Source organism: Xylanibacter muris (assembly GCF_013166605.1).
Taxonomy (GTDB): domain Bacteria; phylum Bacteroidota; class Bacteroidia; order Bacteroidales; family Bacteroidaceae; genus Prevotella; species Prevotella muris.
Map to the genome: position 1 here is coordinate 1 of NZ_JABKKF010000010.1, position 25,276 is coordinate 25,276.

Genomic DNA, 25,276 nt, shown 5'->3' on the forward strand with positions numbered 1-25,276 from the left:
GTATTTCAGATGGCAGAATTAATTGTGCCAATGCCAATAGTCCTTGAGTGTTCATGATGCAAAGGTAGCACTTTTCGGATAAATAAAAGAAACTCCCCATGGTTTATCGGGTGAGCCCAAATTAGACAAACTGTAAACAAACATTAATTATGTTAAGATGAAAATGAAAAGACCCGGTTGGTGGATTGTGGCAAATGATGCCTCCTGTATACCGTCGACGAGGCTTTACGATTTTCCTTCCATGCCTGTGATGTATCTTATAGGAAAGGAAAAGAGAGTGATAGCAAAAGAGATTTCGGCAAAGGAGATAATCGAGTTCCTGGAGTGATTGACAAAATTCCGTGATTCTCGTTTCATTAAATGTGTGTGTGTCTGTGGATGATGATTAAATAATATTTGTTAAAAAACACATCTAAAACGGTTGTAAGTGTAATAAAAAATCATACGGTGTCGTTGCTTGTTTTTTTAGAATCTTTTATTGATGCTTAATGTATTGATAATCAATGTGTTAGTATTAAATAAGAAGTATACCAAAAATGAATGGCCTATTCATCAAGCGTGAATAGGCTATTCACGGTCGATGAACATGCCATTCATTGAGCATGAATAGGCCATTCATCGAAAGAGAATTTTACAGTTGTTGAAAATGTAAATAGATTTCAAAATTCCAAAGCATTTAGGGATTTTTGCGTAAATTAACAGACGACTTCACGGGACGGATTTCATATATTGTGTGCCGTTTCTATGGCGACCGAAATGGAATATTTACACTGATAATACTACAATGCATCATGATTCATCGGAAAATACGCGGGGATAAATCTGGCCGATATATGACATGGCCATAGATAAGGCTCGGTTTTCTGTAAATTGGGGACATCGCTTTGCGGTGTGTACAATGTCAGGTTTGGGAATCACATATTCCACGTGCCGAAGGCAGTTCCTTATTTGCTTCCCCCATGGTTTGTCGGGTGAGCCCCCTGTTCCTACATGTTGGATGAATGCGACAAATAGTAACAATATCTGTAATAATAAAAAGAGAGCGATTCAACGGAACCGCTCTCAACCAACACAAAAACTAAACTAGACTTAACTAATACTATTTCAAGATTTTCACAAATCCTTTATAGCTATTGCAAAGATACTGTATTTTTATTAAATAGCAATACTAAAACAAATATTTTTTTTAAGTTTGTATCTTACTTTAGCATATTTAAGAACTTTATGGCTTTGTTTCACAATTTAGCGCATTTATTTAACAAATAAAAGTCAAGCACAGTCATTGCCGCCATTGCCTCTACGATAGGTACGGCACGTGGTAATACACATGGGTCATGGCGTCCTTTAGCCGTGAGCGTGGTTGGATTTCCGGAAATGTCTACAGTATGCTGTTCCATGAGCAGTGTTGCTACAGGCTTGAATGCCACCCGGAAAAAAATGTCGCTGCCATTGCTTATACCTCCCTGTATGCCTCCGCTGTGATTGGTTTGAGTGACAGTCTTTCCATTCTTGCTCATGAAAATGTCATTCACTTCCGAACCATACCGGTTTGCCATGCTGAATCCTTCGCCATATTCGAATCCTTTTACAGCGTTAATTCCCAACATGGCTGCACCGAGAGCCGCGTGGAACTTATCAAATTCAGGTTCTCCAAGTCCGGAAGGGCAATTTCTTATCACACATGAGATTATACCTCCGACGGTGTCGCCTTTGCTCTTAAGCTTTGAGACAAGCTCTTCCATTTCCTTGGCTGCCTTCAGGTCAGGGCATCTTACTGCGTTTGTCTCAACGAGACTGAGGTCAAGAGTTCTATAATCATCACGAACATAGATGTCGCCTATTTGCGATGTATATGCAGATATGGTTATTCCCAATTTCCTGAGGGCGAGTTTTGCAAATGCGCCAGCTACGCATCTTGCTATTGTTATGCGTGCCGATGAGCGGCCCCCTCCGCGATAATCACGCGCTCCATACTTATTATAATATGTATAGTCTGCGTGTGAAGGACGGAACACGTTGCGCATATTCTCATAGTCTTCGGAATGCTGGTTGGTGTTCTTTACTAAGAAACCTATGGGGCAGCCTGTTGTCTTTCCATCAAATATTCCGCTTAGCAATTCCACTTTATCCGGTTCTTTGCGTCCTGTAGTTATCGCATTTTGCCCCGGGCGTCGCCGATTCAGCTCGGTTTGGATGAAATCCATGTCGATTTCTATTCCAGCGGGCATTCCGTCGATAACTCCTCCCACGGCTTCTCCATGACTTTCACCGAATGAGGTTAGTGTGAATATGTTTCCAAATGTGTTTCGCATCCTTATTGCTATTGTTATGTGTTGAATTAATGATGATGGTGTCCGCCGCAGCATCCTCCATTGTGGTGATGTCCGCAATCGTCATCATGGCTTCCACATCCGCCACCACAGTCACCGCATCCGCAACTGCATCCTTCTCCGCTTAGCCTGTTTATAAGTCCCTTTATCTCGTCGATTGTTGCATCCCTGTTCTCAAGAATCTTTCCTGCAAATAAGAGGGTCTTTCCTGCAAGCGGAGCGTTGAAGTCAAGCTTTACAGTGCTGTCTGTTATTTCCAACACTCTGGCGTGGAAGAGATTTCCGTCATTGTTCTGTATCGGCACAATAGCATCCTTATATATGTGTTCATGGTCAAAATGTCCGTTTATACAGAACATATCATGACCGAATTCTCTGATGCGGTCGTCCACATAGTCGCCAAAGGCTTCGTCTTTTGTGAGCTGAAACTCGAATGTCTCTCCTTCTCCAAGTGCGATAACCCTGTTTTCGAATGCGTCGAGTGAAATTCCGAAACCGCTTATAAGTTGAAACGGCTGTTCTTCTGTTGCTTCCTCAACGAAATGCTTACCCTCGCTGTCTACTGTATAAAGTTTGTATGCGACGGCAATGTACTTGTTTTGTGATTTCTCCATTGTCTTTATTCCTTTTATATTTTAGAGTTTTGTTTTTTCTTGAATCTTGAAGACTGCAAAGTTAAAAAAAAACGCTGTAATAATCGAATAATTGATAATATTTAGAAGGTATGCCTGTTATTTATGAATATAGAAAATGGCGGAAGGTTTAATCTGTATATGCTAAAAAAACAAACAAAGGCTTATTCTTTGACTTAGGTCATAAAATGGAGGCTATTAATAAATGAGGGTTAATTTTGTTTGATAATCAGCGTATTTTATCGTAATTTTGCAATGAAAACAGGATATAAGGATAACATTTTGTATTAATTAGAAATTAAAGAAAGGGTAACAATTATGAAAAGAATTATTATTTCAGTGATGGCAATGCTTACAATGTCTTTGGCATTCGCTGCAAGCAAGAGCGATTTGGTTGCGGTAAATACGGTAGCGGAGACTGGGCTTGCAGAGAATGCGGGAGTTTATGACATTAATATAAATATCCGTAAATTGGGCGAGGTTCTTGGACTTACATTCAGCCAGATGGAAAGTGTATATTATGTTCAGCGCACATTCGCTCAGGAGATGGCTGCCGCAGAGCTTGTAGGTTCCTCGGAAGGAAAGATATTGGCAAATGACGCTATAGAGAAGAATCTGCGTTGCATGAGTTATATTCTCAACAAAGAGCAATATGATAAGTATCTGGTTTTGTTCAATAACACACTTAATAATATCAATTTGAGTTATTAATATATATAGGGACTATTCCTGAATATATAAAAGAAAAAGACGATGTCGCTTTATCATGGAAGAATATTCCGGAAGCGGCATTGTCTTTTTTGCGTATTATGCGTTTGAACAATGTTGGATTGTAGGCATCGGGTATAGTTCTTTGCGGTTTATATTTTAAACCTGATGTAAGCCCTGTCATCAAACGAGTTATTTCCTTCAATGAATGCTTTTGTTGCCTTGAAAGCATGTATATTCAGTGGATCCTCCCGTAACTGGCTGTCGAGGAAACTTTCCGATTCTTTCAAAGTCGGTTTTAGAAAGGGATATCCGTCACTTGCAAGAACAATGGTCCAAGGCTTGAAATCAAGAGTTATCACGTGCGTTTTATCTATTGGAATCTTAAACCCGTCAACCACGGAATATGTTATATTCTGATTCTTCATGGTGGCTATAAGATCCGGTATGACAGCATCTCGCGCAGTGTCATGCGCTCTAAGTTGTGATACAGTGGAGTGGCCGTTGGCAAGCATGTCGGCAATTATTCCGGCTCTTTTGTTTGCTATTTCTTCCTCATACGGTTTGGGGTTGTTGTAATAGCTGTCTCCCACAAGGCACTGACAGTCGCCAATCATCCATATTTGCCGTTGTACCCGGCTGAAGACGATGCAACTTGCCGTAAGCCTGTCTTCTGGATGGGCAAGCAAATATTCAATCTGTGAGTCTTTGTATTTCTTTCTCACAGCCATGGTTACACCGTTGACAAATTGTTCAAAGCGTATATCTTTAGGCATCTTGGATATATATTTGCCGATAATCTGCATGCAATACCTGCCGTTTGATTTCCATCTGGAAAAACGCTTGTCTGTCTTGCTTGTGCTGCCGTCTATCACGGCAATGAAATTATCTGTTATTATTATTCCGTCTTCCGGTTTTACTTTTGGACTTTTTGATACAAGAGCCTGCTCTATTATTTCCATTGTCATAGTTTTTTGGGTAGTCTGTGGAATATCCCTGTTTTGCTTTTGAATGTCTGTGGTGGTCATTTTGTGAATAACCGTCGCTTTCATTTCTGTTTCCAGTATATGTTTTTTTCTTAAAAAACGGTGCTTGCGGACACAACTCGTTTATCAGTTCCGTTTTTCCAATCCGTTTTAACGACTGGCGGATATTGTTTTGTGCTTCAGGTTTATACCAGAAAAAGAACTGCCTTTGGGCAAGTTTTTCATTTTGTGATTTTGCACTGTATACCGGTTGGAGTGTATAAGGGTCATAGCCTGTATACCATGTTTCCGTGCTTACGGTCATTGGGGTGGGAGTGAAGTCCTGTACCTGTTCAAGTTGAAAGTCGAGACGCTTTGTCTTTACGGCAAGGTCGGCCATGTCTTCCTCATGACATCCGGGATGACTGCTTATGAAATATGGAATTATCTGTTGCCGTAAGTTCTCTTCTTTGTTTATTCTGTCGAATATGCGTTTGAATTCTATGAATTGACAGAAAGAAGGTTTGCGCATAAGTTTAAGCACATTGTCGCTTGTATGCTCCGGTGCCACTTTTAGCCGTCCGCTCACATGGCGGCATATAAGTTCGCGTGTGTATTCTTCAGCTGCACGGTTGATGTTGTCGTCATCGTTTCTATGCAGCAAAAGATCATAGCGTACACCGCTTCCAATGAAACTTTTCTTTATTCCGTCTAAAGCGTCAACGGCATGATATACATCAAGCAACGGACGGTGGTCTGTATTAAGATTTAGGCAAACATTCGGATTTATACAGCTGGGACGTTTGCATTTTTCGCATATCTTCCTGTTTTTCCCCTCCATACGGTACATGTTCGCCGACGGTCCCCCAAGGTCGGAAAGATAGCCTTTGAATCCTTCCATACGGATTATTTTCCTCACCTCTTTTAATATGCTTTCCTTTGAGCGGCTTGCAATGAATTTTCCCTGATGTGCGGAAATCGTGCAGAAGGCACATCCTCCGAAACATCCGCGATGTATATTTACGGAATACTTTATCATCTCGTACGCCGGGATGCGCTTGTCCTTGTATTTCGGATGCGGCAGGCGGGTGTACGGTAAATCAAACGAAGCGTCAAGCTCGGCTGTTGTCATAGGAGGGTAGGGAGGATTCACCACGGCGTATTTTCCGTCCACCTCCTGTATCAGCCTGTTTGCATGCATTTTGTTTGATTCTTCCTCTATATGGCGGAAGTTTGAGGCCTGTTTCTTTTTATCTTTCATGCATTCCTCGTGACTGTACAGCATAATGTCGTTCTCACATATACCGTGTGGCAAATCATTCTTTTGGGTGAGGTATACTGTCTGTGGTATGTCTCTTATATCCCTTATGGGCACACCTCCTTCCAGCTGTCTGCATAATTCCACTATTGGTTTTTCTCCCATACCATATATAATAAGTTCGGCATGGCTGTCGCAAAGAATGCATTTCCGCAGAGTGTCCTGCCAATAGTCGTAATGTGTGAGACGTCGTAGCGAAGCCTCGATACCTCCGAGAACAACCGGCACATCGGGAAAGAGATTTTTCAGAATCCTGCTGTATACGATGGTGGGATATTCCGGCCGCATATCATGACGGCCATCCGGACTGTAGGCGTCTTCGCTGCGCAACCGTCGGTTGGCGGTATACTTGTTTACCATAGAGTCCATACAGCCCGGTGCGATTCCGAAAAAAAGATTCGGTTTTCCCAGCTTCTTGAAATCACGAAAGTCTCCATGCCAGTCTGGTTGTGGAACTATCGCCACTTTATATCCTGCCGCTTCGAGTGTGCGGCCTATTACGGCAGCTCCGAATGAAGGATGATCAACATAAGCGTCAGCAGAGAAAAGGATGACATCAAGGGTATCCCATCCTCTGAGTCCGACTTCTTTTTTTGTGGTAGGAAGAAAATCTGAAAGTTTAAAATCCATTGTCTTTATATGGTTCTAAAGATTTTAGAGGCAGAGTTTCGGATGATAACATTGAATGTCTCCAACCGGTCATTTAAGCGGAAAATCATTCTTCTGTATCCGTGTTTGCCTGTTCGTTGTTATGTTTTTCTTTCCATTCCACGAAAAGCGACACAAGGTTCTGCAACCCGTAGGCTTTCATGTTCTGGTGATATATAACATCGAGGCAAAGGTCAAGCAATTCTTGGTTCTTGTCGGCAGAAGACTCGAGTATGGAGCGGATATTGAACTTAAGCTTATCGAGTACAGGTTCGTCAATATATCCGTTGCTGTCTACCAAGTCTTTGAATAAATTAAACTTATCTATTGTCTGTAGATGATTTTCGCTTACTTCTATGCTTCTTGTTCCTGAAGCGTTTGTCTGAATCCTTTGCATAATAACCTGTTTTTTTTATTTATAAAATATGAAACTTATTCTGTAAGAAATCTTAATATTCCACGCATTATGTCGCTTCGTTTGTTCTCCATCTTTATGCATTCAAATGGAAATCCCATGGCGAATGCGTTGAATTTTGTGCTCTTATATGCAACAGCAGCGTCTTTGCCATTGTTGTACCTCATTGCCGTAAATGCGGGATATATTGGTGTAAGCACATCGGAGCGGGTGGCGGCATAATGGTCTTCGTTAACAGAAGAGAAGAAAGATAAAGTCGTGCCAAGTCCGTTCACGGAATCACCGGCATGTCTCACATATTCCGATGATGTGCATTTGAATGTTGCAGCCAGAAAAGAGCGGTCCTCCCCAGTGGTCATGTCGCTTCCTATATATGCTCCGCTTACAAATATGGCTCCTCCGTTTGTGGCATAGCGGCTTAGCTGTCTTTGCATTGACGGAGAAAATGTCTTGTATCTTACAAGACTGTGACCGTCATCACGCTCAAGGCCGGACAGAAAATCTATAACCTTGTATTTGTTAAGGTCTATGTTTCCGTTTTCTGCTTCTTCGCTCTGACAACTTGATATATTGTAGGTGCCGGCATCATGTATGGCCTGAGCATGTGTTCTTACATTGTCTTTGTTGTTTCCTGCTATAATAATCCCTGTAAGGTTGTCGTTGCTCCATCCAAGACCGCTCTCATCCTCTATACCCATACGTGAACGGTTGAAACATGTCTGGGTGCCCACCCATCCTATTGTAGGGCCGTTAGTGATTCCCATGTCATCGTCAATGTCGAATCCCTGCTCATAGGAATTGTTCCTTATGGAAGGAGATGACTGGCGGTGAAAGCCGTTGACTATCATTATTCCGGCTTTCGCTTTCGGACTGTATTGTGCGCATAATATATCAGAAGGAAAACTCTCGCCCCCACGGTTCACCGCCGTGATTTTAAATGAATATAAAACATCAGGGGCGAGCTTTAGTTTGTAGTTCGTGGAGGAATGGATATATGTTCCGTTGTCAAAATCACTGTGCCCTGTTGCCGTATATATGATATAGCCGTCAGGATGCGATGTGGGTTCGTGGGGGTCGTCTACAGCTTTCCAGCTTAACAACGCCTCATCCGTATTGTTTATTTCTACTTTGAATCCTGACGGTGTCAGAGGAGATATTATGCTGGGGAGCCCGTGCTGGTCGCAAACATAACGGACAATGGTTTTGTAAAGTGAACGTGCAAGAGAAAACTTGAAATCCGGATCTTGTCCCATTGCCATATCAGGAAAATTCTGATGTGACATCGTTTCTATTATGGCACTTGGAACCTCCGGAAGCCTTGTTTCGGAATAATTCCTGTCCCACAGGTATCTTTTGTTCCAATTGCCATATTTAAGTCTGAGGTCTTTATCAATATTGGTCAACAATGCCTTTGCAAAGTCTCTTGACGCAAATCTTGATATGCCAGAATTAAGACGGCCGTCATTGAAGTTTGTGGTATATATGGCTAAGGAGCCGATAATAGCGTCTCCATCCTTTGAGTATCCGGCATCGCTATGTACGGCAAGAGCAAGCTCAAGCGGTACTCCAAGACCTTTCTTCGACGGGACATATATGGAACTCCCGGCAAGATAATTGGTCATAAGTGACCGTACGTTGATATCATCGCTATAGTCATCCATGCCTTTTCTTGTGCTGTAAATGGAGTAGGGCATGCCGGCCCATTGTGCGTAATACCTCGCACCTTCGTAGCATCGCGGCAGATTGCTTTTCTTGCCGTTACGCTCAACATTACCCATACCGCCCCCGAATCGCACGGCATCTGTTGTTACATATCCTTTTTGTGAACTTACATTAGATATTGTCACACGATTAAATTCGCTGCTGCCCTTGTCAAAGTTAAAATGTCCAAGATAAACCCAAGTGCCTCCGCCAATCTTTTGATTTACATGAAATTCAGTTTTCTCTCCTTTGTGCCATACTGTATAGCATGCGTCGTCCACACTGCCTTTGACAGTCTGATAACTTACGTATACGGCATATTTCCCATCTTTTGGAAATTTGGGTTGGTATGAAACAATGCTTGCTTTCTTTTTCCTTCCCGTTGTTTTTACTATTCTTGCTGTTCCGGATGTGAATGGATTCTGTCCATCGGTGAGTGAATACGTAAAACGGTTTGAGAAACCTTTGCTGTTTGCTGTTTTCCATTCGTTGCCCAAACTGACCTCAATATATTTTGTGCCAGGCTTATAGTCATCGTTGTCAATGACAATTTCATTTCTCTGCCAATCGCGTTCTCTTGGGGTAAACACTATTGCGCCGGCATTCTCAAGCATGGGAATAAGATAGGGTACAACTATAGTAGGAGTAAACAAATCCTCACATGTTCCAAACAATTTCGGACGTTGCCATTTCCATACATCTTTGTTTATATCAAAATATCTTCCATGGCTTGCCCATACGGCAATATGTCTGTTCTGAAGTCCGTGTGTTATCCTTATGGGTGATGAGATGTTTTTGACCCATGGTTTACCTTCATAGTTTATGTCTCCCCAAAGTATCGGCTTTTTCCCGTCTTTATATGTGGAATAGGGCAGAAGCTCGTCTATGGTCATTCCGTTTGCCGACACATTAATTTTATATTTCTTGTATGGCTTGGGAAGTTTGCCGCGTATCTTCTTATATATTTTTTCCACTTCTTTTGGAGTGAAATCCTGTGCGGCAAAGACATCATTAACCATTATTGTAATGGTTTTGGCTCTGTCGTCAAGTTTATAACCTGTCATTCTGGCCATGCCTGTCATTGCCTTGTCATTAAGTTTGTATTTGGCAAAAAAGACTTCCAGGTTTCTTTTTAACTTCGCTTCTTCTTTGCTTTTATATGAAGAAGATGAATGATACAAGGAGGATTGTGCTGCATGTATTCCGGATAATACGGCTTTGTCATTACACGATGCAAATCCATGGTCATACATTGCCCCGTACGCATCATTAATGAAATAATGATGGGATACAGACAATATAAAAAGTAATATTTTCGATAAAGCGTTGTTGTGCTTCATTTTATTAAATTTCACCCAATACAAAATTTTTCGGATTGCGTCCCTTGCAATCTTTGAAATAAGTTTTTATTTCTTTCATCTGTGTATCAATGTCACCATTAGGATAAATTGTCTTTGTGCATTTTATGAGTTTTTTCTCAAAGTCAAGGGAATATAGTAAGATTGGCATATCGGCTTTCATTGCAATAAAATAGAATCCCTTTTTCCATTCGGGGTTGGGAGAACGGGTACCTTCCGGTGTGATACACAGATGAAAGGATTTAAGCTTTTTTGCTGTTTCGGCAAGATTGTCGGTCATGCTGGTATGTTTTGAACGCCATACAGGTATCCCCCCGATATGTCTGAAAAAAATACCGAGCGGTCCTCTGAACCATTCCCTTTTCATAAGAAAATTGCTTTTTATTCCTGATGCTCCGGAATAAAGCTGTCCGATGATAAAGTCAATGTTACTTGTATGGGGAGCAAGACAAATGATAAATTTGTCGGGATGGAGTTCCGTTATCTCTGTTCTCCATCCCCATACCCGATATAACATCCAACTACAAAATGCTTTCCACATAATACAAATATTTAGTGTAAATTATATATCTGATCTATTATTTCTATTGCTTGAGAATTGAATTTCTCAATGAGGTCTTTGAAATATGCCTGCGGCTTCATGCCCGGTTGGATATGGTTTATCCTTTTTACAAAGTTTTTCTCCATTTCTGATATGGAGAATACAAGGGAGCCTATATTGTCATTGCTTTCCTTTGGAATGTTAAAAGACGCGGCAATACACTCGGTAAACAGTTTTGAGCAAATCTCATGAATGTTGCTTTTTAAAATTCTTTTGCTTGCCATAATAATCCCTCCTTTTTTAATAAAATTAAAATTATCCTTTATTGTTTTGATTTGCGGCAGATGAAAACACAGTAAACGTTTTTCATGCTCAAAGATACGATTAATATCTTAAAGGACAAAGACTTTACCCACAAAAAAACATTAAATATCGGCATTTTGTTTATCTAAGGTTTTATTATTTGGGTAAAAAATATTATTTTTGCATCATAAAATATGATAAAAAGATAATTCAACTATTTTAATAACAAAAATTATTTATGGAAAAAAGTGCTTTACAGATTGCAAGAGCCTCTTATCAGCCAAAATTGCCGAAGGCTCTTCAAGGCGCAGTAAAGGTAAAGGAAGGTGCACCGACACAGAGTGTTGACAATCAGGATGAGATTAAAAAGTTATTTCCCAACACATACGGCATGCCCGTAGTTGAGTTTGTTCCAAGTGATGAGACGAACAATACCAGAATGAATGTCGGTATTATTCTTAGCGGAGGACAGGCACCCGGCGGACATAATGTTATCACAGGACTATTTGATCAGATAAAGAAATTAAATCCGGAGAACCGTCTTTTCGGTTTTATTCTGGGGCCCGGCGGACTTGTTGACCATAATTATATGGAACTTACAAAGGATATAGTTGATGAGTATCGCAATACCGGTGGTTTTGATATGATTGGCTCAGGCCGTACAAAGCTTGAGAAAGTAGAGCAGTTTGAGAAAGGACTTGAGATTATACGTGAACTTGATATAAAGGCCATAGTCATTATAGGTGGTGACGATTCAAATACAAATGCGTGTGTTCTGGCGGAGTATTATGCGGCAAAGAATTATGGCGTTCAGGTAATAGGATGTCCGAAAACAATTGACGGTGATTTGAAGAATGAGCAGATAGAGACATCTTTCGGTTTTGACACAGCATGCAAGACATACGCGGAGCTTATCGGCAATATCGAACGTGACTGTAATTCTGCACGTAAATACTGGCATTTTATAAAGGTAATGGGACGCAGTGCGAGTCATATCGCATTGGAATGCGCACTTCAGTGTCAGCCTAATGTATGTCTTATATCCGAGGAGGTTGAGAAGAACGATATGACTCTTAACCAAATTGTAGACCAGCTTTGCGAGACTATAGCTTATCGCGCGTCAAACGGATATAATTTCGGTACGGTAATCGTTCCGGAAGGCCTTATCGAATTTATTCCTGCCATAGGACGTCTTATTGACGAACTCAACGACCTGCTTGCCCTTCATGGTGCAGACTATAAAGACCTTGACAAGAAAGCGCAGCGCGAATATATTATCAGTCATCTTACTCCGGATAATGCCGCAACATTTAAAACTCTCCCTGCAGGTGTTGCCCGTCAGCTTTCTTTAGACCGTGACCCGCATGGAAATGTGCAGGTTTCACTTATTGAGACAGAAAAACTGCTTTCGGATATGTGTGAGGCACGTCTGGCAGAATGGAAAAATGAAGGCCGGTATGTAGGCAGTTTTGCTGCCCAGCATCATTTCTTTGGATATGAGGGACGTTGTGCGGCTCCGTCAAATTTTGATTCAGACTATTGTTACGCACTTGGTACAAGTGCCGCACAACTTATTGCAAACGGCAAAACAGGATATATGGCCATAGTGAAGAATACCACAGCCAGTGCCGAGGAATGGATTGCTGGAGGTGTGCCGATTACGATGATGATGAACATGGAGCGTCGTAACGGTGAGATGAAGCCTGTAATAAAGAAGGCGCTTGTTGAACTGGATGGAAAACCGTATAAGGAACTTGTTGCCAATCGTGATCATTGGGCAAAGGAGACATGCTATATTTATCCGGGACCGATACAGTACTGGGGACCGTCCGATGTATGCGACCAGCCTACAAAGACATTGGCATTGGAACAAGGAAAATAAGATAACAACATCGTTAATTAACATATTAAAGGAGTTAAGCAAATTAACTCCTTTAATTAATTTGTAGAACATGCCGGCAACAACTAAAAACAACAATAAAAGAAAGTCGAACTTAAGGCGTAGCAGAAAAAATCCTGTAAGAAAGCGTAAACATGGATTGTTTACCGGTATTCTTGGTAAACTTCCCGGATGGGCATGGTGGTCAGGAGGCGGTCTTGTTGTTGCTGTATATGTATGGGCCTTCTATTATTTTTTTGTGAGTCCGTTCGGCTTTCGTTGGCGTGCGCTGTATGGTGACGCTTCTTATCCTAAAGGTTATGAGATACACGGTATAGACATAAGCCATTATCAAGGAAAGATAGATTGGGAAAGTCTTAAAAATAATGGAATGATAGAAAAATGCCCTGTGCGTTTTGTCATGATAAAGGCAACAGAAGGAAGGACGAGAGTAGACAAGCGTTTTAATGATAATTTTTATAATGCCCGCGAATACGGGTTCATACGTGGAGCATATCATTTTTGGAGCACACGCTCTTCTGGAAGAGCACAGGCAGAGCATTTCATCAGGAATGTAAGACTTGAAGAAGGTGATTTGCCACCGGTGCTTGACGTTGAGCATAAGTCAAAGGAGCAAAGTCCTGAAGAATTTAAAGAAAGTGTGCTGACATGGTTAAGATTGGTGGAAAAGGAATATAAGGTGAAACCTATCATATATACCTACTATAAGTTTAAGACAACATATCTTAGCGATGAAGTTTTTGATGAGTATCCTTATTGGATTGCCCACTACTATGTAGATAAAGTGAAATATGAAGGAAAATGGAAATTCTGGCAACATACCGATTGCGGAAGACTGCCGGGAATACAAGGGTTTGTGGATTTCAATATCTATAATGGAAGTTATTATGATTTAAGAAGGCTTACAATCGGAGGAGATTAGTGTTTATGGCCGGATATTACCGTATCAATAATACCCGACCGCATATACTATACTATTTTTAGCATTGCCCATCCGTTTTCCTCTTTTATGCATTCAACTTTCATATCATGTCTTTGAGCTTCGGATTCTAATATAGGGATATCTTCTGTATAGAATCCGCTCAGCAATATAATGCCTCCTTTATCCAGTCTTTCTATGAAGCTTGCCATATCACTAAGTAAAATGTTACGGTTTATGTTTGCCATGATGATATTGAACTTCTGCTTTATATTGCGGAGTATAGAGGCATCTCCTAATACTGTATCATAACAACTATCAACAAAGTTTGCAGACGAGTTATATCTGGTGTTCTTAATGCTCCACTCGTCTATGTCATATCCCAAAACATACTTTGCTCCGCATTTTAAGGCAGTAATTCCAAGTATTCCCGTTCCGCATCCGCAATCAAGAATATATTTTCCTTTAAGGTCGATTTCAAGCAATTCGGATATAATCATACGTGTAGTTTCGTGAAGACCTGTGCCAAAGGCCTGTTTGGGAATAATCTCTACTGCGATAGAATAATCCTTGTCCGGATGATGCTTGCCGTCGTGTATTACGCATTTTTCAGATATGATGACAGGCATAAAACCGTTTTTCTCCCATTCTTCATTCCAGTTCTTATCCTCGGCATTTTCTATGTTGTAAGATATTGTGACGTCATTAAACGGAAAGTTTTTTATTGTATCATCAAGGAGCTCTTTGTTAAGCATGTTGGTCTGCACATACCCTACAAGAATGTTTTGCGGATAGGTGTCATTGTCATCGAAAGCCTCAAATCCTGCGTCACCGGCCATTGCTACAAGTAAATCGCATGAGTCTGCCATCAGCCAATCGGGAGCTGATATATTAAAACATACCTTGTAATATTTCATCTGATGTTAATTTTATGCTGCAAAATTACAAAATATAGGGAAAAACCTACCATCATTTAGGGTTTTTCCCTATATTTGCATAAAATATTTTTGTAATTTCGCACTGTAAATAATAGTAAATAAAAAAGGCAGTTTATGAGAAATATACTTTTAGCATTCGTATTTGCAGGAATAATGCCTGTTGTTTCCTTTGCTCAGGACGATGATATGTATTTTGTGCCTAAAAAGGAAAAAGGAGTTATTGTTTCAAACGATTATGGTATGTCTGGAAGTACATATTATTCCGGAAGCAACCGTAGTGTGGACGAGTACAACCGCCGTTTTTTCAGCAAAGTAGAACCGTTGGACTCCGCTTCCGGTGATACAATATATTTCGACGGACAGGCCGGTGTTTATCCCGATACTGTTTATAATCCGGAAAATGACTATACTTATACCCGTAAAATGAGTCGTTTTGATGATTATTCATGGACGGATCCTTATTGGGCTGGATTTTATGCCGGTCGTTCAAGTCGGTGGTGGTACTATGGAGGATGGTATGATTCCTGGTATGACCCATGGTACAATCCATGGTACTTTAGCTCCTGGTATGATCCATGGTATTACGGATGGGGATATCATTATGGATGGTATTATCCGCATTATCATTATGGCGGTTGGTATCCGGGGGGAGGATATGTAAGGAATATACATTCCGGAACGCTGAATCATCACGGTGTTACCGGTCGTCAGCCCCTTGCTGGATATTCTTCGGGTAAAGGTGTCAGTAGCGGAATTTCAAGTACCGATAGAGTCCGTAATACAAATATACGCAACAGAAGTTTTAATGCCTCCAATAAATTTGGTGTAAACAGAAACTCCAATAGAAATAATGTCAACCGAAATACGGAGACACAGAGGTATCAGAATAATAATTTTAATAGCAACCGTTCGAATGGAAACTTTAATACTAATAGCAGCAACAGAAGTTTCAGCAGTGGCGGTGGAAGCTTTAACCGCTCAGGAGGCGGTGGAGGAGCACGTTCCGGTGGCGGTTTCGGTGGAAGGCGTTGATATGATAAGTAAATGTGTTTCGTATATGTAATAAAGTATAAGTAGCAATTAAATATTTAATTATGAATAGCAGATATATCTTAGCTGCGTTTGTTGCGGTTTCCTTACCGCTTGCAGCACAAGAAACATACGAGAATGCAAATCTTGTTACTCCTGATTTGAACGGAACAGCACGTTATGTAGGTATGGGAGGAGCGATGGAAGCCCTTGGAGCGGATATTTCAACAATTGGCACAAATCCGGCGGGAATCGGCCTTTTCCGGCGTTCTTCTGCAAATGTGTCATTTGGGGTTGTGTCGCAAGAGGGATATAATTCTTTTGGTGACGGAAACAAGACCAATATGAGCTTTGACCAGGCCGGTTTTGTATATTCAACACGTACAGGAAGAAGCTCTTTCCTGAATTTTGCATTCAATTATAGTAAAAGCCGTAACTTCAATCAGATATTGAGTGCTGCAGGTAACTCGAACGGTGCGTCCCAGAATGCCGTTTCATATAATAAAGGAGCGGCAGGTCTTGACCTTTATATTAAGAATAACGAGATTCTTTGTGACAATTACCAATACAGTCAAATAGACTACCTGTATTATAATACAATATTATATAATAATAAAGTTGATCCTGAAAATCCATACGGATTCTTCGATGCGTCAAAATATATGATGGACCGTTCTAATACAGGATATATATCAGAATTTGATTTCAATATCAGCGGTAACTTGAATGACCGTGTGTATCTTGGACTTACTGTGGGTATTAAGGATGTGAATTATAGAAGCTATTCTGAATATTCGGAGCTGTTTATAGATCCGGCTTCAGGAAATTTCCTTAACAGTATTGGTATAGGTGGAGTTCTTCTCCAGGATGAGCGTGAAATTAGTGGAACGGGATTTGACGTGAAAGCGGGTGTTATATTCCGTCCTGTTGAGGATTCTCCGTTTAGAGTGGGACTCTCAGTAGCAACTCCCACATGGTACGATCTTACTACAAGCAATTATACAACATTGTTGATAGATGATGCGGATGCTAATCCCGATATATATGCCGGTAACGGTGGATTGGATATGTCAAACTCTTATGATTTTAAATTGTTTACTCCATGGAAGTTCGGTGTAAGCCTTGGACATACAGTCGGAAATTATCTTGCACTTGGTGCTTCGTATGAGTATGCTGATTACGGAAGTCTTGATACACGTGTAAACACAGACTATGATTATTATTATGACGATTATAATAGCGAGTCTGACCGGGATATGAACCGTCATGCAAAGAAAACTTTGCAAGGTGTTTCAACTTTGAAGCTTGGTGCGGAATACAAGCCCGACAAAAATCTTGCAATGCGTCTCGGATTCAATTATGTGTCTCCAATGTATAATAAAAACGGGGTAAAAGACGGGACAATCGGCTCTTATGGTGTCACCTATCAGAGCACAACAGACTATACCAATTGGGAAGACACATATCGTGTCACAGCAGGATTCGGGTACCGTATGGACAAACTGAATATTGATCTTGCATACCAATATAGTCAGACAAACGGAACATTCCGTCCTTTCTATGATGCTTGTGACAATTATTATGATTACAGCGCACATAATAACAATGCTGCAGATGCAGTGAAAGTAAACAATAAGCGTCATCAGGTTCTTCTTACATTAGGATACACGTTCTGATGGAAGTAATAATACTGGCTCTTAATATACAGATAAAAATAAGTCTCTTGAAAGAACTTTAACTTTCAAGAGACTTATTTTTATCTGTATGGCATTTATTTGCATATATTCATCTTTTTCCATATCGCACTTGGAATAAGTTTCCAAAAGAATGTTATTATATGCCATTTCCAGTCAACAATCTTTATCTCCTTCTTGTCGTATACTGCTTTTACTATAATCCTGGCAACTTTCTCAACAGGCATGAGTAATGGATAATGATTACTGTCTCCAAGTAGAGGTGTGGCAACAAATCCAGGACGTATGTCGGTAAAACGTATATTTAGCTTTCTTAAATTTGCCTGTTGTGACAGTGCTTCAAGATATGTTGTCTGAAATGCTTTAGTGGCAGAATATGCCGGAGCAGCACCGAGACCTTTTGTTCCTGCGATGGATGTTATTGATGCAATATGTCCTCCTCCATGGCTTGCCATATAACGGTATGCGCACCCAATCATACTGCAGAATCCCATGCAGTTTGTGTTTACCGTTGATAATTCCGTATCTTTGTCGAGCATGATATTTTGCTTACCTATTCCTGCGGAATAGAAAAAAAGGTCAACGCCTCCAATAGATCGTATAAGGTCGTGTAGTTTGGAGACAGATTCTTCGGAATTTACATCGATAGATGAAATGTGTATCTTACCGGATTTCATTCCATTGTCATCTGTTGTCTCCATATCTCTTAACGACTCAAGATTCTCTTTTCTTCTTGCTGCAATACCGACAGTCCATCCGTCAGCTATGAGTAATTTTGTCACCTCTCTGCCTATGCCTGATGAAGCACCGATTATTATTGCTTTCCTATTGCTTTCTTTCGTTTTCTGTGTCATGTGATAACTGATATGTATATGTGGATACAAATATACTACAAATTTATTAGTTATTGTTTTTATGCACATTATTTTTGTGTGAATGCTGGTGGATCCGCAACGTATGAGGGGATGATACAGGAGCTTCGACCATTTTCCTCGGAATAGCTAAACATTGATGTAACTGTACTGATATTAGTATACTTGCTTTACGAATAAAAATAGTGGTGACAAGAAAGAAAACCAGACTTTTTACCGCCAAGTGACCTGTTACGTAACAGGTCACTTGGCGGTAATATGCCATAGGGTACACAGTACTTGATGTAAATATATATTAAAGTATTAATGAGTTCTAATAATTACACCCTCTTATAAATTGGGTCTTTATAAAAATTTTGGATAATGGGGAAATAATGTATATGATAAACCTTATGAATATGATGTAATAGTAGAATATTAATAGTGTAATTAAACAAGCCTCATCTTGACAATTATATTTATAAGGATGAGGCTTGTTTGTCAAATTAATATAGGAAAGAATGTTTTTTTAGTGTATTACTTTTGCATATTAAGGAAATATTTTTTCAATACCGGTATTGTTTCTAATCAATATTTCAAATGTTTCTTTAATGACATAAGATAGTCCTTTGATACAAATAGATTTGGTAATAACGGTATTTTTTCTTAACTTTGCAAAGTTTAAGATTCGTCTTTGCATATATTTAAGGATAAAAGTAATGCTGAAATTTATATCTTTTGGAAGCGGGAGCAGTGGCAACTGCTATTGTCTGCTAACCGAAAATGAAGGAATATTTATCGACATGGGAATAGGGCCGCGCAGTCTTAAGAAATATTGCAGGGAATATGGAGTAAGTCTGTCTTCTGTGCGGCATATATTGATAACACACGATCATGCAGATCATATAAAGTCTGTTGGAAGTATAAGTAATGAATTCAACATACCTGTCTATGCTACAGCGGAAGTTCATGAAGGTATCCGACGTAATTATTGTGTTGCAAAAAAAATACCGGAACAGATGGTAAGGGAAATAAAAAAAAGCACAACATTTTCCATTGGTGAATTTAATGTCACACCTTTTGGTGTTCCTCATGACAGCAATGATAATGTAGGCTACAGAATAGAGTGCCGTGGAGTCGTTTTCTGTGTGATAACCGATGCCGGAAGCATTACAGATGAAATGTGCCGTTATATATCAGATTCCGAGTATCTTGTCATTGAAGCCAACCATGACGAGGAAATGCTTAATGTAGGGCCTTATCCCAGTCATTTGAAAAAGCGCATACTAAGCAGCAAAGGACATTTGAGCAATGTTAATTGTGGTAATGTATTGGCAAAGAACATGACAGAAAAACTGAGACATGTGTGGCTTTGTCATCTTTCGGAGGAGAATAATCATCCGGAATTGGCCAGAAAAACGGTTGAGACGGTGCTTTGCAGTCATGGAGTGGTGATTGGCAAAGACATGGAACTGGAAGTTCTGAGAAGAAAACTCCCAAGCGGGCCTTTTGAACTAATAAAATAATAATGAAATGAAAATAGCAGATATATTGAAAAGGCTTGGTATAGGACAGCTCAACCAAATGCAGACCGATGCGTCATCCGGCATCATCAGAACAGATAAGGATGTTGTAATACTATCACCGACAGGGACAGGAAAGACGTTTGCTTACTTGTTGCCTTTAGTTGAAATACTTAATCCATCGTCAAGAACAGTCCAGGCAGTCGTGATTGTGCCTGGAAGGGAATTGGCATTGCAGTCGTCAGAGGTTCTTAATTCCATGAAATCCGGTATACGTTCTGTTTGTTGCTACGGCGGACGTCCGGCAATGGAAGAGCATAAAACACTGAAGCAAGTAATGCCACATGTCGTATTCGGTACTCCAGGGCGTCTGAATGACCATATTGACAAGGGTAATATATCCACAGATGGAATAAGGTTTGTCATATTGGACGAGTTTGACAAATGCCTTGAAATGGGATTTCATAATGAGATGGAGAAACTTATGAACAGTCTTCCCGGTACATGTCGGAGAATACTTCTTTCTGCGACAGATGCAGAGCGGATTCCCGATTTCGTGAATATGGGACGTGTGGTCAGAATAGACTATACGGATGACGAGGAACAGGTTTCAGACCGTGTGGAGGTGTTTGGCCTGAAAAGTCCTGTAAAAGATAAACTTGAAACGTTGTCTTCACTGTTGCGTATGCTTGGCGACAAGAGTTCTATAGTTTTCTTGAATTACCGTGAGAGTGTCGAACGTACGGCGGAATATCTTAGAAAACAAGGTTTTTCTGTAAGTGGTTTTCATGGAGGCCTGGATCAGAAAATGCGTGAGGATGCTTTATATAAATTCAGCAACGGCTCATCGAATGTATTTGTCTCAACGGACCTTGCGTCACGTGGGCTTGATATTCCGGACATCGACAATATAATACATTATCATTTGCCGGATACCGAGGAGGCATATATACATAGAGTCGGGCGTACTGCGCGTTGGCAGGCTTCAGGAAAAGCTTTTTTCCTGCTTGGACCCGGTGAGACGGTTCCTGAGTTTATTCATATTGAGCTACAGGATCTTAATCTGCCTGCTGAACTTCCGCCTCCGTCGTTGCCTCGAATGTCTACATTATATATAGGTAAGGGAAAGAAAGATAAAATAAGCAAAGGTGATATAGTCGGATACTTGTGCAAGAAAGGTGGACTTGAACCAGATGATATAGGACGCATTGATGTGAAGGACCGGTATTCTTATGCTGCCGTTTGCCGTCAAAAACTTCCGATGGTATTGAAACATACAAGAGGAGAAAAAATAAAAGGCATAAGGACAATAGTAGAACCGGTAAGATAATCTTATTGTTGCGTTTTCGTTCTTTTATACATGAAATATTTTGCTGGCTAAAATAAAAGTCGTAATTTCGCAGACAGAATAAATTGAATAATTTTTGTTTAAACAACTAAATAAACAGTCAAATGAAGAAGTATAACTTTAATGCGGGTCCGTCGATGCTTCCACGTGAAGTGATAGAGAATACCGCCAAGCAGTGTTTAGACTTCAATGGTTCCGGTCTCTCCCTTATGGAGATCAGCCATCGTGCAAAAGATTTCCAGCCGGTTCTTGATGAGGCTGTTGCTCTTATCAAGGAACTGCTACATATTCCGGAAGGGTATTCTGTTATATTCCTTGGAGGTGGCGCGTCATTGGAATTTTGTATGATTCCTTATAATTTCCTTATAAATAAAGCTGCTTATCTGAACACAGGTACATGGGCAAAGAAGGCAATGAAAGAGGCAAAACTGTTTGGTGAGGTCGTGGAAGTCGCTTCTTCTGCTGATGCTAACTATAGTTTTATTCCAAAGGGCTGGACATGTCCTTCAGATGTGGATTACTTGCATATTACAACAAATAATACAATATATGGAACAGAAATCCGTAAGGAGCTTGATGTCAATGTTCCTATGATTGCCGATATGTCTTCTGATATTTTCAGCCGTCCGGTGGATGTGTCAAAGTATGACTGTATTTATGCCGGTGCACAGAAGAATCTTGCCATGGCAGGTGTGACATTGGTCATTATAAAGGATGAGAAGATGGGAAAGGCACCGCGTCAGATTCCTACCATGCTTGACTATCGTACGCATGTGGAAAAGGGTTCTATGTTCAACACCCCTCCGGTTGTTCCTATTTATTCGGCATTGGAGACTCTGCGTTGGATAAAGGGCAACGGAGGTCTTGAGGAAATGGAAAAACGTGCTAACGAGCGTGCAGACGCATTGTATGCAGAGATAGACCGAAACAAACTGTTCCACGGAACTGTGGCAGAGGAAGACCGTTCTGTTATGAATATATGTTTTGTTATGAATGACGAATATGCAGAGCTTGAGAAACCTTTCTTCGAGTATGCGACATCAAAAGGAATGGTCGGCATAAAGGGGCATCGCAGTGTCGGTGGATTCCGTGCAAGCTGCTATAATGCACAGACGATGGAAGGTGTAAATGCGCTTATCAAGTGCATGCAGGAGTTTGAGGCTCAACACTGATTATAGCAATCAATAATGGGAGTTATCGGAAAATCCATTCCGCTAACTCCTTATTTTTTAATAAAATATTTTATGGCAATGAGAGTTTTAGTAGCGACAGAAAAACCTTTCGCAGCTGCGGCGGTGGAAGGTATAAGAAAAGAGATTGAAGGTGCAGGCAATGAGCTTATATTGCTTGAGAAATATACTGATAATGCTCAGCTTATTGAGGCGGTAGGCAATGCTGATGCAATGATTGTACGTTCAGATAAAGTTACAAAAGAGGTGCTTGACGCTGCAACGGATATGAAAATTATTGTTCGTGCCGGTGCCGGATACGACTCTATAGATACAGCTTATGCTAAGGAGAAAGGCATTATAGTAGAGAATACTCCCGGACAGAATGCCAATGCCGTGGCCGAACTTGTTTTTGGTATGCTTGTTTATGCGGTCCGCGGTTTCTATAACGGAAAATCCGGAACAGAGCTGTATGGCAAGAAATTAGGTATTCTCGCTTTTGGTAATGTCGGACGTAATGTTGCTCGTATTGCTGCCGGCTTTGGCATGGAAGTGTATGCTTATGACGCCTATTGTCCGAAGGAAGTTATCGAGAGTGCGGGAGTCAAGGCCGTTGGAAGTCAGGATGATTTGTTCAGGACATGTGATATTGTGTCACTTCATATTCCTGCGACACCCGAGACAAAGGAAAGTATAAACTATGCGATGGTCGGCCTGATGCGTAAGGGCGGTATTCTTATAAATACGGCACGTAAGGAGGTTATAAATGAAGCCGAACTTATAAAGTTGATGGAAGAACGTAGTGACATAAAGTTTATTACAGACATCAAGCCTGATGCGGATGCGGAATTTGCAAAGTTTGAGGGACGTTATTTCTCAACTCCTAAGAAGATGGGAGCGCAGACCGCAGAGGCTAATACCAATGCCGGTATTGCAGCCGCACGGCAGATTAACGCCTATTTTAAAGACGGATGCACTAAGTTCCAGGTTAATAAATAATATTTCAATCAAGTGATTTATTTATGGCTATAATAAAACCTTTCAAGGGGATTCGTCCTCCCAGACACCTTGTCGAGAAGGTGGAGTCCCGTCCTTATGATGTCCTTAATTCGGAAGAGGCGCGTATGGAGGCCGGAGATAATGAAATGAGTCTTTATCATATAATAAAGCCGGAGATAGACTTTGAGCCGGGTACAAGCGAATATGATCCCCGTGTGTATGAGAAGGCGGCTGAAAACTTCCGCAAGTTCCAAGATAACGGATGGCTTGTTCAGGATGATAAGGAACAGTACTATATCTATGCACAGACCATGAACGGAAAGACACAATACGGTCTTGTGGTAGGAGCGTACGTGGCTGATTATATGTCCGGTGTTATAAAGAAGCATGAGTTGACACGACGCGATAAGGAGGAAGACCGTATGAAGCATGTACGTGTGAACAATGCCAATATAGAGCCGGTATTCTTTGCCTATCCAGATAATCCTGTTTTGGATGAACTCATAGGCCGTTATGCGGCATCGGAGCCTGAATATGATTTTGTCGCTCCTGTTGACGGCTTCGGACATCGGCTTTGGGTCGTGTCTGATGAGTCGGACATAAAGACTGTTACAGAAGAGTTCGCAAAGATGCAAAGCCTTTATATAGCTGACGGACATCATCGTTCAGCAGCGGCTGCACTTGTAGGCGCAGAGAAGGCAAAGCTCGATCCAAATCATGACGGAACAGAGGAATACAACTATTTTATGGCTGTATGTTTCCCAGCATCACAATTGACCATACTTGATTATAATCGTGTTGTCAGGGATCTCAACGGACTTTCTTCTGCAGAGTTTGTTGAGGCATTAAAGAAAAACTTTATTGTTGAAGACAAGGGTAAGGATGAATACCGTCCTTCACAGCTTCATGAGTTTTCACTGTATCTTGACGGCAAATGGTTCAGTCTAATGGCTAAACCGGGAACATTCGATGATACAGATCCTATAGGTGTGCTCGATGTTGATATTTCAAGCCGTCTGATTCTTGATGAGATACTTGCCATAAAAGACTTACGTTCATCCGACCGTATAGATTTTGTAGGCGGTCTCAGAGGTTTGGGAGAGTTGAAGCGTCGTGTGGATTCCGGAGAGATGCGTGCGGCATTGGCTCTTTATCCGGTATCTATGAAGCAGATTATGGATATAGCGGACAGCGGCAATATAATGCCTCCCAAGGCTACATGGTTTGAGCCGAAGTTGCGTTCAGGTCTCATTATTCATAAATTAGACTGACAATAAATATCGATTGCCGGTGTTTATCCCCAATGGATGAGTTCATATATAAAACAAATCATCTGTTTCGGATTTTATTAACTATAAGGTAGTGACAGACGAATATAAGACAATCTCAAAAAACAAGATAGGCGAGGCTTACTATACTGAAAAGCGTAGTAAGTTCCTCGCCTTTGCCATTCATGTTACCGATGTTGAGGCGATAAAAGATATTGTTGCCGCATATCGTAGGAAATACTATGATGCACGCCATGTGTGTTATGCCTATGTTCTTGGTCCGGAAGGCAAGGATTTCCGTGCGAATGATGACGGTGAGCCCAGTGGCACTGCCGGAAAACCCATTCACGGACAGATTGTAAGTAACGGACTGACAGATATTCTTGTTGTCGTGATAAGATATTTCGGAGGTGTCAAGTTGGGTTCGAGCGGGCTTATCGTTGCATATCGTGCAGCTGCGGCAGAAGCGATAGCGGATGCAGAGGTTGAGAATAAGTTTGTTGAAGAGGTTGTTAATTACACTTTCACTTATCCGATGATGAATCAGGTGATGCGGATCGTGAAGGATATGTCGCCAAGGATCGTATCACAAAACTTCGGTGTGAACTGTGAGATAAGTTTGTCGATACGCCGGTCTGAGGCTGCGGTCTTGAAAGAACGGTTGGATAAACTGTCATTTGAATAGCATAGAATTCCTGATATTTGGTATTTGTTATAAA

The 25,276-nt window shown here is 40.8% G+C and carries 22 protein-coding genes; 12 read left to right on the forward strand and 10 right to left on the reverse strand.

Annotated elements, in window-relative coordinates; all coding sequences use genetic code 11:
- Window positions 1-163 precede the first annotated feature (163 nt).
- Complete coding sequence (locus HPS56_RS10100; protein WP_172276125.1) at window positions 164-328, forward strand: hypothetical protein; 165 nt, start codon at window positions 164-166, stop codon at window positions 326-328.
- Window positions 329-1,235: 907 nt separating this feature from the next.
- Here the strand turns inward: HPS56_RS10100 and aroC are convergent.
- Together aroC and HPS56_RS10110 are read right to left on the reverse strand one after the other, a co-directional pair.
- The gene (aroC, locus tag HPS56_RS10105; protein ID WP_172276127.1) at window positions 1,236-2,312 is read right to left on the reverse strand and encodes a chorismate synthase; all 1,077 of its coding nucleotides are present in this window, start codon (window positions 2,310-2,312) and stop codon (window positions 1,236-1,238) included.
- A 26-nt stretch (window positions 2,313-2,338) separates the two neighbouring features.
- Complete coding sequence (locus HPS56_RS10110; RefSeq protein WP_172276129.1) at window positions 2,339-2,944, reverse strand: FKBP-type peptidyl-prolyl cis-trans isomerase; 606 nt, start codon at window positions 2,942-2,944, stop codon at window positions 2,339-2,341.
- A 336-nt stretch (window positions 2,945-3,280) separates the two neighbouring features.
- On the opposite strand from HPS56_RS10110, the gene HPS56_RS10115 reads away from it, so the two are divergent.
- Window positions 3,281-3,673, forward strand: a complete 393-nt coding sequence (locus HPS56_RS10115) for a hypothetical protein (RefSeq protein ID WP_172276131.1) — start codon at window positions 3,281-3,283, stop codon at window positions 3,671-3,673.
- A 149-nt stretch (window positions 3,674-3,822) separates the two neighbouring features.
- Here HPS56_RS10115 and HPS56_RS10120 read toward each other — a convergent pair whose 3' ends face one another.
- The 6 genes from HPS56_RS10120 to HPS56_RS10145 form a co-directional block, all read right to left on the reverse strand.
- On the reverse strand, window positions 3,823-4,638 hold the full coding sequence (locus HPS56_RS10120; protein ID WP_253952442.1) for a hypothetical protein: 816 nt from the start codon (window positions 4,636-4,638) through the stop codon (window positions 3,823-3,825).
- On the reverse strand, window positions 4,556-6,583 hold the full coding sequence (locus tag HPS56_RS10125) for a YgiQ family radical SAM protein (RefSeq protein WP_172276133.1): 2,028 nt from the start codon (window positions 6,581-6,583) through the stop codon (window positions 4,556-4,558). Before HPS56_RS10125 ends, HPS56_RS10120 begins: the two co-directional genes overlap by 83 nt.
- Before the next feature lie 85 nt (window positions 6,584-6,668).
- Window positions 6,669-6,998 carry a DUF8442 family protein gene (locus HPS56_RS10130; protein WP_172276135.1) on the reverse strand — a complete coding sequence of 110 codons (330 nt, stop codon included), beginning with the start codon at window positions 6,996-6,998 and terminating at the stop codon, window positions 6,669-6,671.
- A gap of 35 nt (window positions 6,999-7,033) precedes the next feature.
- A complete protein-coding gene (locus HPS56_RS10135) occupies window positions 7,034-9,781 on the reverse strand; it encodes a golvesin C-terminal-like domain-containing protein (protein ID WP_172276137.1) in 2,748 nt (915 codons plus the stop codon).
- Between the two features lie 280 nt (window positions 9,782-10,061).
- Window positions 10,062-10,616: a 1-acyl-sn-glycerol-3-phosphate acyltransferase gene (locus tag HPS56_RS10140; protein WP_172276139.1), complete on the reverse strand. Its 555-nt coding sequence runs from the start codon at window positions 10,614-10,616 to the stop codon at window positions 10,062-10,064.
- A gap of 11 nt (window positions 10,617-10,627) precedes the next feature.
- The gene (locus HPS56_RS10145; protein ID WP_172276141.1) at window positions 10,628-10,900 is read right to left on the reverse strand and encodes a hypothetical protein; all 273 of its coding nucleotides are present in this window, start codon (window positions 10,898-10,900) and stop codon (window positions 10,628-10,630) included.
- 257 nt (window positions 10,901-11,157) lie between these two features.
- On the opposite strand from HPS56_RS10145, the gene HPS56_RS10150 reads away from it, so the two are divergent.
- Window positions 11,158-12,801: a diphosphate--fructose-6-phosphate 1-phosphotransferase gene (locus tag HPS56_RS10150; RefSeq protein WP_172276143.1), complete on the forward strand. Its 1,644-nt coding sequence runs from the start codon at window positions 11,158-11,160 to the stop codon at window positions 12,799-12,801.
- 70 nt (window positions 12,802-12,871) lie between these two features.
- Window positions 12,872-13,741, forward strand: coding sequence for a glycoside hydrolase family 25 protein (locus HPS56_RS10155; protein WP_172276145.1), 870 nt, complete (start codon window positions 12,872-12,874; stop codon window positions 13,739-13,741).
- 47 nt (window positions 13,742-13,788) lie between these two features.
- Here HPS56_RS10155 and prmA read toward each other — a convergent pair whose 3' ends face one another.
- Window positions 13,789-14,655: a 50S ribosomal protein L11 methyltransferase gene (prmA, locus tag HPS56_RS10160; RefSeq protein ID WP_172276147.1), complete on the reverse strand. Its 867-nt coding sequence runs from the start codon at window positions 14,653-14,655 to the stop codon at window positions 13,789-13,791.
- A gap of 135 nt (window positions 14,656-14,790) precedes the next feature.
- On the opposite strand from prmA, the gene HPS56_RS10165 reads away from it, so the two are divergent.
- Together HPS56_RS10165 and HPS56_RS10170 are read left to right on the forward strand one after the other, a co-directional pair.
- Window positions 14,791-15,708, forward strand: a complete 918-nt coding sequence (locus tag HPS56_RS10165) for a hypothetical protein (protein WP_172276149.1) — start codon at window positions 14,791-14,793, stop codon at window positions 15,706-15,708.
- A gap of 62 nt (window positions 15,709-15,770) precedes the next feature.
- The gene (locus tag HPS56_RS10170) at window positions 15,771-17,381 is read left to right on the forward strand and encodes an OmpP1/FadL family transporter (RefSeq protein WP_172276151.1); all 1,611 of its coding nucleotides are present in this window, start codon (window positions 15,771-15,773) and stop codon (window positions 17,379-17,381) included.
- Between the two features lie 95 nt (window positions 17,382-17,476).
- Here the strand turns inward: HPS56_RS10170 and HPS56_RS10175 are convergent, their stop codons facing one another.
- Window positions 17,477-18,253, reverse strand: coding sequence for an SDR family NAD(P)-dependent oxidoreductase (locus tag HPS56_RS10175; protein WP_172276153.1), 777 nt, complete (start codon window positions 18,251-18,253; stop codon window positions 17,477-17,479).
- Between the two features lie 716 nt (window positions 18,254-18,969).
- Here HPS56_RS10175 and HPS56_RS10180 point away from each other — a divergent pair.
- From HPS56_RS10180 to HPS56_RS10205, 6 genes are all read left to right on the forward strand, one after another.
- Entirely contained in the window at window positions 18,970-19,776 is an 807-nt protein-coding gene (locus HPS56_RS10180; RefSeq protein WP_172276155.1) for an MBL fold metallo-hydrolase, read from the forward strand.
- Between the two features lie 7 nt (window positions 19,777-19,783).
- Window positions 19,784-21,103, forward strand: a complete 1,320-nt coding sequence (locus tag HPS56_RS10185) for a DEAD/DEAH box helicase (protein ID WP_172276157.1) — start codon at window positions 19,784-19,786, stop codon at window positions 21,101-21,103.
- Between the two features lie 122 nt (window positions 21,104-21,225).
- The gene (gene serC / locus HPS56_RS10190; protein WP_172276159.1) at window positions 21,226-22,293 is read left to right on the forward strand and encodes a 3-phosphoserine/phosphohydroxythreonine transaminase; all 1,068 of its coding nucleotides are present in this window, start codon (window positions 21,226-21,228) and stop codon (window positions 22,291-22,293) included.
- A gap of 78 nt (window positions 22,294-22,371) precedes the next feature.
- Window positions 22,372-23,289, forward strand: a complete 918-nt coding sequence (locus HPS56_RS10195; RefSeq protein ID WP_172276161.1) for an NAD(P)-dependent oxidoreductase — start codon at window positions 22,372-22,374, stop codon at window positions 23,287-23,289.
- Between the two features lie 23 nt (window positions 23,290-23,312).
- A complete protein-coding gene (locus tag HPS56_RS10200; protein WP_172276163.1) occupies window positions 23,313-24,560 on the forward strand; it encodes a DUF1015 domain-containing protein in 1,248 nt (415 codons plus the stop codon).
- A gap of 91 nt (window positions 24,561-24,651) precedes the next feature.
- The gene (locus tag HPS56_RS10205; protein WP_172276164.1) at window positions 24,652-25,242 is read left to right on the forward strand and encodes an IMPACT family protein; all 591 of its coding nucleotides are present in this window, start codon (window positions 24,652-24,654) and stop codon (window positions 25,240-25,242) included.
- Window positions 25,243-25,276 lie beyond the last annotated feature (34 nt).

Bases quoted from the DNA above. Each gene is read 5' to 3' on its own strand.
- HPS56_RS10165 (WP_172276149.1), top strand. From the start codon at position 14,791: ATGAGAAATATACTTTTAGCATTCGTATTTGCAGGAATAATGCCTGTT.
- HPS56_RS10140 (WP_172276139.1), bottom strand. From the start codon at position 10,616: ATGTGGAAAGCATTTTGTAGTTGGATGTTATATCGGGTATGGGGATGG.
- HPS56_RS10115 (WP_172276131.1), top strand. From the start codon at position 3,281: ATGAAAAGAATTATTATTTCAGTGATGGCAATGCTTACAATGTCTTTG.
- HPS56_RS10155 (WP_172276145.1), top strand. From the start codon at position 12,872: ATGCCGGCAACAACTAAAAACAACAATAAAAGAAAGTCGAACTTAAGG.
- HPS56_RS10100 (WP_172276125.1), top strand. From the start codon at position 164: ATGAAAAGACCCGGTTGGTGGATTGTGGCAAATGATGCCTCCTGTATA.
- HPS56_RS10195 (WP_172276161.1), top strand. From the start codon at position 22,372: ATGAGAGTTTTAGTAGCGACAGAAAAACCTTTCGCAGCTGCGGCGGTG.
- HPS56_RS10145 (WP_172276141.1), bottom strand. From the start codon at position 10,900: ATGGCAAGCAAAAGAATTTTAAAAAGCAACATTCATGAGATTTGCTCA.
- aroC (WP_172276127.1), bottom strand. From the start codon at position 2,312: ATGCGAAACACATTTGGAAACATATTCACACTAACCTCATTCGGTGAA.
- HPS56_RS10185 (WP_172276157.1), top strand. From the start codon at position 19,784: ATGAAAATAGCAGATATATTGAAAAGGCTTGGTATAGGACAGCTCAAC.
- HPS56_RS10170 (WP_172276151.1), top strand. From the start codon at position 15,771: ATGAATAGCAGATATATCTTAGCTGCGTTTGTTGCGGTTTCCTTACCG.
- HPS56_RS10150 (WP_172276143.1), top strand. From the start codon at position 11,158: ATGGAAAAAAGTGCTTTACAGATTGCAAGAGCCTCTTATCAGCCAAAA.
- HPS56_RS10135 (WP_172276137.1), bottom strand. From the start codon at position 9,781: ATGACAGGTTATAAACTTGACGACAGAGCCAAAACCATTACAATAATG.
- HPS56_RS10125 (WP_172276133.1), bottom strand. From the start codon at position 6,583: ATGGATTTTAAACTTTCAGATTTTCTTCCTACCACAAAAAAAGAAGTC.
- HPS56_RS10120 (WP_253952442.1), bottom strand. From the start codon at position 4,638: ATGACAATGGAAATAATAGAGCAGGCTCTTGTATCAAAAAGTCCAAAA.
- prmA (WP_172276147.1), bottom strand. From the start codon at position 14,655: ATGAAATATTACAAGGTATGTTTTAATATATCAGCTCCCGATTGGCTG.
- HPS56_RS10110 (WP_172276129.1), bottom strand. From the start codon at position 2,944: ATGGAGAAATCACAAAACAAGTACATTGCCGTCGCATACAAACTTTAT.
- HPS56_RS10175 (WP_172276153.1), bottom strand. From the start codon at position 18,253: ATGACACAGAAAACGAAAGAAAGCAATAGGAAAGCAATAATAATCGGT.
- HPS56_RS10180 (WP_172276155.1), top strand. From the start codon at position 18,970: ATGCTGAAATTTATATCTTTTGGAAGCGGGAGCAGTGGCAACTGCTAT.
- serC (WP_172276159.1), top strand. From the start codon at position 21,226: ATGAAGAAGTATAACTTTAATGCGGGTCCGTCGATGCTTCCACGTGAA.
- HPS56_RS10200 (WP_172276163.1), top strand. From the start codon at position 23,313: ATGGCTATAATAAAACCTTTCAAGGGGATTCGTCCTCCCAGACACCTT.
- HPS56_RS10130 (WP_172276135.1), bottom strand. From the start codon at position 6,998: ATGCAAAGGATTCAGACAAACGCTTCAGGAACAAGAAGCATAGAAGTA.